The sequence below is a fragment of the Leptolyngbya sp. CCY15150 genome (assembly GCF_016888135.1).
Classification (GTDB): Bacteria; Cyanobacteriota; Cyanobacteriia; order RECH01; family RECH01; genus RECH01.
Genome location: NZ_JACSWB010000095.1, coordinates 1 through 12,657 on the forward strand (window position 1 = coordinate 1; position 12,657 = coordinate 12,657).

Consider the following 12,657-nt stretch of genomic DNA (forward strand, 5'->3'; position numbering starts at 1 on the left):
GACATGCTAACGACATCAGTCCGGTTACTCATCTACTATCTCAAGCATCGTCAGATTCCAGTATTCGCTTAAATCATTCTCTACTGCGCAACGCCCTCTATTGATACTATTGTCAACAAGGTGGGGCAAGATCTTCATACTGAGAATTGCTGAAGGCGCGTTTCAGTTCTTGAGCCGGAGGGTTGCTTTGGATAAACTTTTCAAGGGAAGTCATGGCTGCTCGGTACCGTTGTCGCTCTTTCTTCTATTCTTCCCTGTTCATAAGCTATTTGTAATTGCTGTATCCTGTCATATCCTGAGCCATCACCTGAAATATACCGAGATTTACTGTAACGACAGATAGTAGCCAGCTCGATAGAGTGAAACTAACGGATGAAGAACGTTTCTTTATCTTGACCCCGTCAACGACTACTACGTGATTTGTAAGGAGAGCCCATAGTGTGTCAGCTTCTGCCATTTGATCAACGTGGCCAACCAGGGCTCCCAGGGGCGTGGTTCCGGCCCATCCCGATCCAGTGGGGGGACAGCCCCCTCTATGACCGCAATCGAATTCAACCCCTTGCCATGATTACTCCCCAGTACGTGCAAATGATGGCTGCCTACAGCCAGTGGCAACACGAGCAGCTCTTGAGCCGCTGCGACCAGCTTGCGAGCCATGAGCTGAGCCAAGACCGAGGCATGTTCTTCGGCTCCATTCTGCATACCTTAAACCACATCATTCATGTGGATTTGGCCTTGCACAAGCTGATTCATACCCAGCAGTTCGCCAACTTTGATCCGCGTGGCTTACCGTTTCCTGACTACACCCAGTTCAAGCGAGAGCGTCAAGCATTTGATCAGCAGCTTCGGACTGAGGCGGCAATTTTGGAGCAACCCTGGCTGGATGAAACGCTGAAGATTTGGAGCGATCGCCTCCAACGTCATCGTCACCTGTCGCGGGGTCTGTTTTACGTCCAGTTGTTCAACCATCAGACTCACCACCGCAGCCAAATTACTTCCGAACTGCACAAATTAGGCATCGATTACGGCAATACAGATGTGCCCTTTAATCCCTATTTCGAGTTCTAAAGGAAACGAGGAATTGACACATTCGCCCTTGTCATCGTCAAAGTTCTATCAAGCAGCAAATCCCGATGAATGACTTTTACGATCGCCTCGCTCCCTTCTATTCCCTCATCTATGAAGATTGGGATGCGGCCATTGCCCAGCAAGCTAACCAGTTATCCCACTTAATTCAGCAAAACTGGGGCACTGAGGTTAAAACTGTGCTGGATGTCTCCTGCGGCATTGGCACCCAGGCCTTGGGACTGGCGGCGCTGGGGTATCAGGTCACCGCCTCCGATTTGTCAGCAGGGGAAATCCACCTGGCTCGGCAGGAGGCTAACCGACGCAGGCTCAACATTCCCTTTTCGGTCTGCGATATGCGCCAGGTTGATCAGCACTATGCCGAAACCTTTGATGCCTTAATTTCCTGCGATAACTCAGTCCCGCACCTACTCACAGACGCTGCAATTCTTCAGGCCTTGCAGGCTTTTCGCAACTGTATTAAACCTGGCGGTGGCTGTCTGATTACCCTGCGAGATTACGACCGTGAACCCCGTGGTCGAGGGATTGTCAAACCTTACGGCCTGCGAGAAATGAGCGGTAAGCGCTATTTGTTGTTTCAAGTGTGGGATTTTGATGGCGATTGGTATGACCTGGCGTTCTACTTCCTGGAGGAGGATCGACAAACGCAGCAGGTACAAACCCATGTCATGCGATCGCGCTACTACGCCATCCGTCCCGATCACCTGGCGCAGCTCATGGAGAAGGCAGGATTCGTTCAGGTGATGCGCTTAGATAATCGGTATTTCCAGCCCGTCATCGTAGGTACCCAACCTTTGATTGCTTAAAGACCATGAACCCATTCCGACTGACACTCATATTCGCGACTATCTTCAGCGCCCCCATGGGCGGCCTCATAACTGCTCCAGCCTTAGCACAGCCAATGCTGATCGCCGATCACCCGATTCGGTTACCGACAGAGGTTAATTCTCCTACTGGACAAATTCAGTGCCATGCGGTGATCGAGGTAGAAATCGAGGCTCAGGCGATCGCTGCCGATGTGGAGTTTGTCTATCCTCAGCTGCGATCGGCTGAGTTTCTCAACGTACCGATCAGACTGGCAGAGCCAGGGGCTGAATCTACCGTCCAAAAGGCTTGATTCAGCACTGCTGGGGAAGACAGCTATTGGACGGTTCCCGTTGTGCTCGGGGTCGCTCCGGTCGTGATAACGCTAACAGCCGCTCCCCGCGATCCCGTCCATGATCGGTTTTTAGCAGAGTTTTCTGGTCATTCAACGGTGCTTGTCAGGTGTGAACCAAAAAGGCGGTTCTCCTCATGTTGTGGGCGATATACGCTACTAATCACCCGATCGCCGCTGCCTCAACGCGACTTTCTCCCCTGGAGCTAATTCTTAAAGCAGTGTCCCTGTTTTGACAACCCATTCCAAAGTTTGCTCCGATCATCGTTTGTTCTAGGAAACGCTCTCCCCTTAACGCCTAGCTGCCCCTAGAACAGCGATTTTTTCTACTTTCATTCCCGACTCCTTCTCGTTTGTAAAGTTCGTTGGTAAAGTACCGTCTTTAATGGCGATCGCCTTTCCTATTGATACCCAACCCTCTTGCCATGCCATTGCCCCAAAATCCTCGCGTTTTTATCCGCCAACCGATTGCTGAAGACTGCCAAACACTGCTATCCCTGCACCAGAGAAACCAAAGCTTCCACTTTCCCTGGGCCTTTCCACCACTGGATGAACCGAGATGTCAGAACTACATCTACCGCTGCCAAAATGATGACTTTGAAGGGCTGCTGATTTGCCATATCCATCACCATCAAATTATTGGGGTGACCTGAGTTCGACAGCTAAAAAGCGGCTTGTGGCAGGGCTTTAAGTTCATCATCTGGGATGCCTAAGGATGGCTTATCGGGGTGGTAGGCGTAGGCGATCAGGCCCGAGACCAGATTGACGAGGAAATTGAAGGGACTGCGGTGCCGCGAATGTTTGCCTTCGGCACGCTTCGCGAACGTTCTGGCAGATGTGTTTGAGTTGGTCATTGACCGTCTCGATAATCGGGCGTTTGCGCAGCAGGAGCTTATCGAGCAGGGGTATCAGGGCATTTTTCATGGTCTTGCGACGTTTGGTAATCAGCTCTAGACCCCGCTCAAAGAGCGCCTCAAAGAGCGCCTGCGAAATATACCCTCGGTCTCCAAACAGCTTTCCGACCAGATCTTTGGTCATCTCGGGCAGGGGCTTGCGGTCGTCGGTATTGCCCGACGTCAGGGCAACGGCTAGCAACTCACCGTGGTCGTTAATGATGAGGTGTAACTTAAAGCCGAAGTACCACCCCACCGACGATTTGCCCCAACCTGCTAAGCCCTTGAACGTCTTGTGAGTCTTGGCACGCTTACTATGGCAGACGGCTACCGAGGTGGAATCGATGAAACTGATGCCGGTGACCTTGCCAAAACAGCACGTGTTTAGAAAACTCACTAGGGCCATAAAGCTCCAAGGCATCAGTTCGATAAACCGTCCGTAGCTCACCAACTTGGGAAAGGCGGCTCGCCAGTCAGGCAAGACCTTCTGGTTGTAAAAATCCTTAAACGTCCGGTAGCCCGAGCCATGGAAGGCGATGACGATAGTCATCACGTCGCTGATGCTCAATCTAGACTGATAGGTTTTCGGCTGCCCGTCGCACGGCAGTCGCGGGATAGCTTGTTCACAGAGCCGCTCAAACTCACGATAGACGTCGTCAACGTCGCAGAAGATTTGGGTCAGGTCGAGGCGCGCTAAACTCAAAGACATGGCTGAGGTGCTTAGAATTCGATACTTTGAGCGTAACCCTCAGCCTTTCTTTCAGCACTTTATTCCTTGTCGAACTCAGGTTAACTAGTCCTTGCGCTGCTATAGCTGTAGAGCTGAGCCGCAGAGCTGTTGTGCTCAGCCAGTGTTGTGACCACGGCCATGGCCTGGGCGCAACCTGGCCCCAGATCACCATACTGCCGGGGCACGATCAGCGGTAACAGCCCAGCCCGGCGCAGGCATTAAATTTCGTCGGTAGGAACTCCAGGCTGGGCCTCCCGTGCCTGCACGGTTTGGACGAGGGTTTGGGCGACTTTGGCGGCGATCGCGGTGTAGTCTGTGTCCAGGGCGGTTTTTACAGTATTGCGATCAAAGGTAACGGTCATAGCACTATCTCCTGAGGGGGTGAAGTAGTTAAACAAAACAAGACGATTTCTGTCTACGACTCTGTCTGTGGATGTGGCCATACCGACCAGCCTTATCGGGGCGGCTCAACCTTAGTTCAGCAAAGTTCAACCTTGCTGAAGAGCCTCTAGCGGCGTTGATTTTCCGGTGGGGAAGCCTGAGGCCGGTCTAAGGTCAGGGAACCCCAGCTAGATAGGGTTTGAGTAGAAGGGCCGGGTTGCCAAGGGCGATCGCTGCCGAACGCCGCTCGCGTCTTCGGCAGCCTGGCTACTAACCCACAGAGTTGACACATGGCTTTATCCCTTACGAATCACGTAGTAGTCGTTCATGACGTCGTGGGGCAGGGCTTTCATCTCAATCGCGGTAAACCCCGCCTGAGCCAACATTTCAGCCGCCTTTTCACGACCCCACATGGTGCCGAGGCCCATGCCCCCTTCAGCCAGTGACACCGTCATGCAGTGCATACAGGACACGGTGTAGAGAAAGGGCGCAACGGGATGGTCTAAATTGCCGCTAACCTCGCTGGCGGCGCGAATATCCTGCATCAGGTACAGGCCGTGGGGGCGCAGGGCGTTGTGGATGTTGCGCAGCACGCGATCGGGGTGGGCCTGGTCATGGATGGCGTCGAAGGTGGTGATCAGGTCGTAGCGTTCTGCCTCTTGGAGGTCGGTCACGTCTTTAACCTGGAACGCCACATTGGTGAGACCGTGGGTCTGGGCTTCGGCGGTAGCCACGGCGATCGCCTGGGCCGAAAAGTCATAGCCCCGAAACCGACTGGCTGGGAACAGCCGCGCCAGCTTATTCATCGCTCGACCGCTGCCGCAGCCCACATCCAACACGTCAATGCCCCGCTGGAGCCGCTCGATTAGCCCCGGCACCAGGGGCAAAATGTGGTCTTCCAGCGCTGCTACAACGGTTTGACCACTGTCTTCGGCCATCACTTCATGGAAGCGACCAAAGGCGGAGTAGGGCACGCCGCCACCAGCCTTAAAACAGCCCACAATCTCATCTTCCACAGCGGCCAAGCCGACCGTGTGCTGAAAGAAGGTGGCCATGTTATCAGACTGGGCCGCACGAGTTAGAAAGGCCGCGTGCTCAGCGGGCAGACGGTACGTTTTGACAGCGGCATCATACTCTACAATCCGGCCCACGGTCAGGGCGTTGAGCCATTCGCGCACGTAGCGCTCTTGCAGCCCGGCGACGTCAGCAATCTGCTGACTGGTGGCCGGGGGCAAATCGGCCATCGCATCAAACAAACCGGTGCGGTGGCCGACCGACATCATTAGCGACAGAGCGCCCTGATTCAACATCGTCAGCATTTCGCCGGCAAAAGCTTCGGCTTTGGCAGGGTCAAAGGTGGTGGGAGCAATATGGGCAGTCATGGGAGCCTCCTAGGGTCGTTTTATTTATACCAACTAGTCTGTATGCTAATCGGTCAAATATCAGTCGTCAACCGCATTGAAATTACGCTTTGTAACGTTCATGGCGTTGGACGAGGCGATGGCGCTCGTTATCCCGGCGATCAGAAAAGCGTTCTGATGCGATCGCTCTTGAATGCGTTGCAGGCTATCTTGTTCAGAACTAGACAGCGCTCGCCCCATTGCTCGCTCCAGGCTGGCAATGTCGAGCTGCACTGAGCCATCGGCTCCTGATTCGGTGATGGCTTAGCGCCCGGCCAGTCCCCTGCGGCGGCGATCGCCAAAATGTCCATGTGGATGTGGATTGGGTAGCCCAGGCGCATGGGCCGCTGACTGCGGTAGAGGTTCAATAGAGCCAGCTTTGGTACTCGGGGGTGGCATCTTTCATGTCTTCGTAGAGCCACACCATGCGGTCAAAAAACCAAAGTTTGCCAACAAAAATCAGCAGCGTGCCCACTAGGGTCAGGGGCAGATCGAGCTGCCACAGCCCCCAAAAGCCCAGCCCCATACCAAGGGCCGCAACCGCCGTTAAAATCTGGGGCAAAACGTGGTGATGGGGCGGAATCGGGACTTGAGAGCGGTTAATCCACACCCGTTCGCCAAACACGCCCTTAGACATCCAGTTGCGGGTTGACTTGGGCGGCGGAAACAGTCGGGCATTGACCCATATCCAACCCAGGGCGACGGCGGCCAGCCAGAGAGCATCCCAGCCCAGCCAAACTCGACTCCAAATAGCTAAGAACAGCAGGGGAATGGTTGAAAGTCGAGTCCAAAAGCACCAGGGGTTGGCGTGGCCACGCCAGGTGCGCTCATCCATAGCAAACAGGGTTGAGATTGTCCGAGCCACCATGATCGGTTTCTCCTATATCAAAGGGATTGCGGTTACAGCGTTAGCATGGGCGGTGCTAAATTTGGCCTATTGCGGGCATGATCTGGTCAGCAGTCATGGCCGTAGTCTTTGACCAGATCGGGGTAAGGCGCACCTACACATCGGTAAAGGTAGGGTTTTGCTGAATGTGCTGGCTGATTTTGCCGTTGAGGTAGGCGATCGCTGCGTAAAAAACTAGGATTCCACAGCAGCGCCATTGCCACGGTCACAGGCGTCGGCTACCGCTTCGACGGCTTTTAGCGATCCACCGAGCCCATCACCACATCAATGCTGCCCAGGATGACAAAAATGTCGGCCACCTTTTGGCCCCGGAGCAGATAGGGCAGCAGCTGCAGGTTGTTGAAATCGGCGGGGCGAATCTTCCAGCGCCAGGGCATGGGACTGTCGTTGCCGATCAGAAAGATGCCCAGCTCGCCCCGGCCCGACTCCACCCGCACGTAGTGCTCCCCGGCGGGAATTTTGAAGGTGGGGGCGATTTTTTTGGCAATGAACTGGTAGTCGAAGCTATCCCACTCCGACTTTGGCCCCTCGGCCAGGCGCTTGGCCTCCAGATTTTCCCAGGGGCCGCCCGGCAGGCCGTCGAGAGCCTGTTGAATGATCCTTAAGGATTCGCGCATTTCGGTGAGCCGCACTCGGTAGCGGGCCAGGCAGTCGCCCTCGGTTTCCCAGGCCACTGTCCAGTCAAAGTCGTCGTAGCATTCGTAGTGATCAACTTTGCGTAAATCCCACTGTACGCCGCTGGCCCGCAGCATCGGGCCAGAGCAGCCCCAGGCGATCGCCTCCTCCTGGCTCACCACCCCCAGCCCCTCGCAGCGGCGGCGAAAGATGGGGTTATCGGTGACTAGGCGCTCGTACTCGTCGAGCTTGGGGGCCAGGTAGTCAACAAAATCCTGACATTTGTCCACCCAGCCGTAGGGCAGGTCAGCGGCCACGCCCCCAACGCGAAAGTAGTTGTGGTTGACCATGCGGTAGCCGCTGACCGCCTCAAACAGGTCGAGGATCGGTTCGCGATCGCGCAAGCTATAAAAAAACAGCGTCTGCGCCCCCATATCCATCACAAATGGCCCAACCCACAGCAGATGGTTGACCAGCCGGGTCAGTTCCAGCAAAATGGCGCGAATGTAGCTGGCCCGCCGGGGCACCTCGATATCCGACAGCTTTTCCACGGCATTCACCGTTACCGCCTCGTTAAATAGGCCGCCGTAGTAGTCCCATCGGCTGGTGTAGGGAATGAACATGGTCGAGGTGCGGGCTTCGGCGATTTTTTCCATGCCTCGATGCAGGTAGCCGATGACGGGTGCGCAGTCCACCACGTCTTCGCCGTCGAGGGTGACCATAATGCGAAAGCAGCCGTGCATCGACGGATGGTGGGGGCCAACGTTGACTACCATTGGGTCAGTGTGGGTTTCGATGTAGGCCATGGTGGTTCTCCCAATTGAGCGCATAGCCTGAGTATGACGAGGGCGATCGCCCTCTGTCTTGCCGTTTCTTCCACCCCGTTGCACAAACTTCCGATGGGTTTTGCTAACTCCGCCGCCACTGGCCCGGTGTGACCCCCACCAGCCGCTTAAAGTGGCGGTTGAGGTGGCTCTGGTGGGCAAAACCCACCTGGTAGGCGATGTCGGCAATGGGCGCATGGGGCTGGGCTAGCAGCGTTTTGGCCCGTTCCACCCGGCAGCGGATCACATACTGGTGGGGGGCCAACCCCGTGGACTGCTTGAACAACTGCGAAAAATAGTGGGCGCTCATGCCCGCCAGATCGGCCAGGGTAGCGAGGCGCAGGTCAGTATCAAGGTGGGCGTGAATGTAGTCGAGAATGCGCCGGAGCTTGGTCTGGGAAAGCCCGTCGGAGTAGGTTTTGAGGATGGGCTGGCGGGTGGCATAGGTTTGCAGCAGGTGTACCGCCAGGGTCGTGGTGAGCGATTCGGCGTAGAGGCTGTCGATGTTGCCCAACTGAAGCTGCCGTTTGAGGGCCAGCCCAAGCTGAAGCACGAGCAAATCTTGGGTGGCAAAGTGGGGCACCAGCTCAACGGTGGTGCCATCGGCGGCGGCATCTAGCGATCGCCCTAAAACCGCCGGTTCAAAGGCCAAACTCATAAACTCGCCGGGCACATTCCAGCGCGATCGCTGCCCCACATGGGCAGGCAACACCAAAATGTCCCCCGGATGCACGGGCTCGACCTTAAACTGGCCATCGATCCAGCGCTCCGCCAAGGCTGTATCCGGCAGTTGGGTAAACAACACAATGCTATGCCAAGGGGTCGCCACCTTCATGGGCGTTTCTCCCGGTGGCTCCCAGCGGCAGTCAACGTAGGTGCCGCCCCAGCAAAACTCCTCGGTAGACACCAGCGGCGGGGTCGTAAAGATGGCATCGATCTGGGGCTTGCTGGAAAGCAGTTGAGGGGCCATGGCAAGATCCTCAAAGCGGGCGGGCAGTGTCCACTAGCCCAAATTTTACTAGTATGACGCCAAACAGACTAAATAGTCTGTAAAATGGACAACATCAAGTTCACCGGCAAACCCATGCCCCGCAGTGGCGAAAAAACTAAAGAAAAAATTCTCGATGCCGCCCACGCTCTGGTGATGGGCCACGGGCTGGCGGGTACCTCCATTGACATGGTGTTGGCCAAGGCTGAAATCACCAAGGGGGCCTTTTTCTACCACTACAAGACCAAGGCCGACCTGGCCCAGGCGTTGGTGCAGCGCTACAGCGATCGCGATGCCGCCCACCTAGAAGCCACCCTGGCCCGGGCCGAACAGCTCAGCCGCGAACCGCTCCAGCAAATTTTAGGGTTTATTGGTCTACTGCAAGAAGAAGTTGAGCAGGTAGCTGACCCCACCGCTGGCTGCCTGATTGCCTCCTACGTCTACCAGTTTGAGGATCTGTCCTCCGAGATTCGCACCATTTCAGCCGAGTCATTTTTGCTGTGGCGGCAGCGACTGGGGGCCAAATTTGAGGGGGCGATCGCCCAGCATCCCCCATGCCGCCCCGTCACCGCCGCCTCGTTAGCCGATGCCCTAGTCTCCGTCTTTGAAGGCGGCTTCGTGATGACGCGGGTGCTACAAGATCCGACCCAGATGGCCCAGCAGTTGGCCCACTACCGCAACTACATCGAGCTACTGTTTGACCTACCCCATTAACCATTCCCCAGCCTGCTCGTTTGAGCAGCTATCCTACAGGCTGTCCCTTAGCGACAAAATGGGGTAACTCAAACCACGCCTCTACAACTACCAGCCCTGTAGGAAGCAGCCTTCGCTAAACCAGACCATTACCAGGTGACTAGGGCTACTTTCCACTGAGCATCAGGCTGCTTGTGTAAGATCCAGAGGTGGGTGCCAGCGGCGGTTAAGACCTCGTCGCTGTCTGGGGTCGTAAACCGAGTCGTGTAGCGACTAGTTTTGTAGGCTAGCCGGTCGTGGCCGACAATTTCGATCTGGTCTGTCACTAATTCCACAATTTGAATGGGACTCTCCAGCAGAGGGCGGGCGGCGTCTTTGCCGACCATCATGGCTGCGTTGGGCACCAACCAGCGCACATCGTCGGTGCAGAACTGTAGCACCGCCAGACCGTTGCCAGCCCATTCAAACTCAATCCAGCGATGGTGAATTTGCCGGATAGCGTCGATATCTTCTTGGGGTAGGGTAAACATTGAATGTCACCGCAAGAACAACCGATAGCCCTAGTGCAGGCCTTTGTCGAGGCGATTCATCAGCAAAACTGGAACCGACTGACCTCCGTCGTTGCCCCTAACTTCATCCGCCATAGCTACGCCGGATGTGAACCGAGTATTTACAGCCGTGATGATTTAGTGAGCTTTCTTAAGCAGGAGTATACTATCTTTCCCGATGCCCAGGAAACCATCGAGGTCCTGATTGCATCGGGGGATCGCGTCACCGTTCGCCATCGGTTTCGGGGTACCCAAACCGGATGGATGGAGACATATCCCCTTCTGACCGAGTGCTGACGGTACGGTCTATCAGCTTGAAGACAACGTGATTGCAGAGTCTTGGGCAATGCAGTCCCGTAGGGTTTGGGCAAAGCCGTGTCGCTGAATGTAGACAGCGCGGTAGATGCAGGGCAACACCTCAGGGTGAAGTTGAGCTGGGTCGTAGTCCTAACTAACCCAAAGCAGCGTAGGCAGCTAGCCCCTCTGAGCGTAAGGCTTTGGGCGAAAGCGGTAGTCAACATTGCCGTTCGCAAAAAGCGCGATCGCAGCGACAAACCGATGTTCTACGCACGAGCAATTCATCGCTAATGTGGTAGACATCTATGTCACTCACTTCCCGCCCGATGCCCATGCTCAGGGCCATGTGCCCACGGTGCGCTTGGAGGTAGAGGCCCACCAACCCCATGATTCAAAGAACCTCCCTAGGAGAAACCCAATGAAACCTCTGAAATACTACGTCGCCACCAGCGTCGATGGCTTTATCGCCCAAGCCGATGGCTCCTTTGGGGGCTTCGCTACCGAGGGCGACTCCATTGCCGACTACATCGACTCCCTCAGCCAGTTTGACACGGTGCTCATGGGACGCAAGACCTACGATGTCGGTCTCAAGGAGGGCAAAACCAACCCTTACCCCATGCTGAAGAGCTATGTGTTCTCGCGCACGATGGCCACCAGCCCAGACCCGCAGGTAACGTTGGTTTCAGATCAGGCGAGTCAGGTCGTGAAGCAGCTCAAGGCAGAACTTGGCAGTGCCATCTACCTCTGTGGCGGGGCCACCCTGGCGGCGCAACTGTTTACCGAAGGGCTAATTGACGAACTCATTCTCAAGATCAACCCGTTCGTAATGGGGCAAGGCATTCCCCTGTTTGCAACGGTTATCCCTCAAACGCAGCTGACACTGATCGGCAGCAAGATCTATGCCAACGGTGTCGCATGGCTACGGTATGAAGTCTAGTTCGCCACCGCATTCATGCGCTCAATCACCGCGATAGAAGCTGCTGGTCTGCTATCAGCGTCACCCCTTTGACATGAATGCCATCGTGTTTTGACCTGATCATCAACCCAACTGACAGGAGAGCTGCGATCGCACAGCCCCGTTCTCCGGTAGGTGCTGCGGGGCTGGCGTATGGCCCTGCTAATTTTCCACAAATAGCCCCGGCACCCGGCACCCGGAATCCGCCAAACAACATCAACCCGACAAAACTCCAAGACTTCAAGATTCTAAGTGAGGTGCCCGATTGTTCAAATCTTATCCATTGATCATGTAATAAAAGGATATCTTCCCAATCAGTCATCCGTTTTCACTCTTTTAGTTTAGGTTGAAAAAACAACATCTGCTGCCCATTCCAGCCTTATTATGCTAATGCCAATCCTCAGTGGTTAGCGCCCAGCGCTCATGATCACGCCACTTGCCATTAAGCTGTAGATACCTTGGTGAAAACCCTTCTTTTCTAAAACCTAGGCGTTTAACTAAATTGATAGATTTCTGATTGTCGGGCTGAATATTCGCTTCTAAACGATGAAGCTTGAGGGTATAAAAGGCATGATTAATTGCCAAATGGAGTCCCTCTGCCATGAGTCCCTGTCCGGCGAAATAAGCATCTGCATAGTAACCCAAATATGCACTTTGAAAAGCTCGGTAAAAGATTTGGCTAAGATTAACCACTCCAATGATCTGATGGTGATGGGCACAGCAAATCAGCAGCCCTTCAAAGTTGTCATTTTGGCAGCGGCGGATGTAGTTTTGGCATCCCGACTCATCTAGCGGTGGAAATGTCCAAGGAAAGTGAAAATCTTGGTTTCTCCGGTGCAGGGATAACAGAGTTTGACAGTCTTCGGCAATGGGTCTGCGGATAAAAACGCGAGGGTTGTTAGACAGTTGCATGGCAAGAGGGCCGGTTTCTGACGGAAGGAGAGCGTCATAAAGATGATACGTAATTGCTCAACTAGGTTGACCTAAGCCCAACTTTGACAGAAGATGATAAGCCTTTGCCATGAAGGAACTGCCCCCTCTCGATGGACTCAGCCACGCCGAAAAGGATGCCCTGATTAGAGGGCTATGGCAGGAGCTGCAAAGGTTGCGCTCAGAGGTGGACAAGCTCAAGCAAAAGCGGGTCAAGAAAACGACTCGCAATTCAAGTTTGCCGCCTTCTAAAG

The 12,657-nt window shown here is 54.9% G+C and carries 18 protein-coding genes; 7 read left to right on the forward strand and 11 right to left on the reverse strand.

All coding sequences use genetic code 11. The features are described from left to right. Positions 1 to 564: 564 nt before the first annotated feature. From JUJ53_RS00755 to JUJ53_RS00770, 4 genes are all read left to right on the forward strand, one after another. On the forward strand, positions 565 to 1,068 hold the full coding sequence (locus JUJ53_RS00755) for a DinB family protein (protein ID WP_204150078.1): 504 nt from the start codon (positions 565 to 567) through the stop codon (positions 1,066 to 1,068). Positions 1,069 to 1,133: 65 nt separating this feature from the next. After that, positions 1,134 to 1,892, forward strand: a complete 759-nt coding sequence (locus tag JUJ53_RS00760) for a class I SAM-dependent methyltransferase (RefSeq protein ID WP_204150079.1) — start codon at positions 1,134 to 1,136, stop codon at positions 1,890 to 1,892. A gap of 56 nt (positions 1,893 to 1,948) precedes the next feature. Then, positions 1,949 to 2,203, forward strand: a complete 255-nt coding sequence (locus JUJ53_RS00765) for a hypothetical protein (protein ID WP_204150080.1) — start codon at positions 1,949 to 1,951, stop codon at positions 2,201 to 2,203. A 464-nt stretch (positions 2,204 to 2,667) separates the two neighbouring features. After that, on the forward strand, positions 2,668 to 2,895 hold the full coding sequence (locus JUJ53_RS00770) for a hypothetical protein (protein ID WP_204150081.1): 228 nt from the start codon (positions 2,668 to 2,670) through the stop codon (positions 2,893 to 2,895). A gap of 67 nt (positions 2,896 to 2,962) precedes the next feature. Here JUJ53_RS00770 and JUJ53_RS00775 read toward each other — a convergent pair whose 3' ends face one another. From JUJ53_RS00775 to JUJ53_RS00810, 8 genes are all read right to left on the reverse strand, one after another. After that, on the reverse strand, positions 2,963 to 3,844 hold the full coding sequence (locus tag JUJ53_RS00775; protein WP_239124678.1) for an IS982 family transposase: 882 nt from the start codon (positions 3,842 to 3,844) through the stop codon (positions 2,963 to 2,965). 239 nt (positions 3,845 to 4,083) lie between these two features. Next, positions 4,084 to 4,227, reverse strand: a complete 144-nt coding sequence (locus JUJ53_RS00780) for a hypothetical protein (protein ID WP_204150082.1) — start codon at positions 4,225 to 4,227, stop codon at positions 4,084 to 4,086. 146 nt (positions 4,228 to 4,373) lie between these two features. Continuing rightward, positions 4,374 to 4,538: a hypothetical protein gene (locus JUJ53_RS00785; RefSeq protein ID WP_204150083.1), complete on the reverse strand. Its 165-nt coding sequence runs from the start codon at positions 4,536 to 4,538 to the stop codon at positions 4,374 to 4,376. Positions 4,539 to 4,542: 4 nt separating this feature from the next. Next, positions 4,543 to 5,628, reverse strand: coding sequence for a class I SAM-dependent methyltransferase (locus tag JUJ53_RS00790; protein WP_204150084.1), 1,086 nt, complete (start codon positions 5,626 to 5,628; stop codon positions 4,543 to 4,545). Positions 5,629 to 5,688: 60 nt separating this feature from the next. After that, positions 5,689 to 5,880, reverse strand: a complete 192-nt coding sequence (locus JUJ53_RS00795; RefSeq protein ID WP_204150085.1) for a hypothetical protein — start codon at positions 5,878 to 5,880, stop codon at positions 5,689 to 5,691. A gap of 130 nt (positions 5,881 to 6,010) precedes the next feature. Beyond that, positions 6,011 to 6,514 carry a DUF6653 family protein gene (locus JUJ53_RS00800; protein ID WP_204150086.1) on the reverse strand — a complete coding sequence of 168 codons (504 nt, stop codon included), beginning with the start codon at positions 6,512 to 6,514 and terminating at the stop codon, positions 6,011 to 6,013. Between the two features lie 275 nt (positions 6,515 to 6,789). Continuing rightward, positions 6,790 to 7,974 (reverse strand): NAD(P)H-quinone oxidoreductase subunit H, encoded by a 1,185-nt coding sequence (locus JUJ53_RS00805; RefSeq protein ID WP_204150087.1) that lies wholly within the window; start codon positions 7,972 to 7,974, stop codon positions 6,790 to 6,792. Positions 7,975 to 8,077: 103 nt separating this feature from the next. Continuing rightward, complete coding sequence (locus tag JUJ53_RS00810; RefSeq protein ID WP_204150088.1) at positions 8,078 to 8,962, reverse strand: AraC family transcriptional regulator; 885 nt, start codon at positions 8,960 to 8,962, stop codon at positions 8,078 to 8,080. An 84-nt stretch (positions 8,963 to 9,046) separates the two neighbouring features. On the opposite strand from JUJ53_RS00810, the gene JUJ53_RS00815 reads away from it, so the two are divergent. Continuing rightward, positions 9,047 to 9,694, forward strand: coding sequence for a TetR/AcrR family transcriptional regulator (locus JUJ53_RS00815; RefSeq protein ID WP_239124679.1), 648 nt, complete (start codon positions 9,047 to 9,049; stop codon positions 9,692 to 9,694). A 128-nt stretch (positions 9,695 to 9,822) separates the two neighbouring features. Here the strand turns inward: JUJ53_RS00815 and JUJ53_RS00820 are convergent, their stop codons facing one another. Further along, positions 9,823 to 10,203 (reverse strand): DUF4440 domain-containing protein, encoded by a 381-nt coding sequence (locus tag JUJ53_RS00820; protein ID WP_204150089.1) that lies wholly within the window; start codon positions 10,201 to 10,203, stop codon positions 9,823 to 9,825. A 3-nt stretch (positions 10,204 to 10,206) separates the two neighbouring features. On the opposite strand from JUJ53_RS00820, the gene JUJ53_RS00825 reads away from it, so the two are divergent. Then, the gene (locus JUJ53_RS00825; protein WP_204150090.1) at positions 10,207 to 10,518 is read left to right on the forward strand and encodes an ester cyclase; all 312 of its coding nucleotides are present in this window, start codon (positions 10,207 to 10,209) and stop codon (positions 10,516 to 10,518) included. Positions 10,519 to 10,735: 217 nt separating this feature from the next. On the opposite strand, the gene JUJ53_RS00830 is transcribed toward JUJ53_RS00825, so the two are convergent. Next, positions 10,736 to 10,906, reverse strand: a complete 171-nt coding sequence (locus JUJ53_RS00830) for a hypothetical protein (RefSeq protein ID WP_204150091.1) — start codon at positions 10,904 to 10,906, stop codon at positions 10,736 to 10,738. A gap of 30 nt (positions 10,907 to 10,936) precedes the next feature. On the opposite strand from JUJ53_RS00830, the gene JUJ53_RS00835 reads away from it, so the two are divergent. Next, positions 10,937 to 11,455 (forward strand): dihydrofolate reductase family protein, encoded by a 519-nt coding sequence (locus JUJ53_RS00835; protein WP_204150092.1) that lies wholly within the window; start codon positions 10,937 to 10,939, stop codon positions 11,453 to 11,455. A 405-nt stretch (positions 11,456 to 11,860) separates the two neighbouring features. Here JUJ53_RS00835 and JUJ53_RS00840 read toward each other — a convergent pair whose 3' ends face one another. Further along, positions 11,861 to 12,385, reverse strand: coding sequence for a GNAT family N-acetyltransferase (locus JUJ53_RS00840; protein WP_204150093.1), 525 nt, complete (start codon positions 12,383 to 12,385; stop codon positions 11,861 to 11,863). Positions 12,386 to 12,657: the final 272 nt, after the last annotated feature.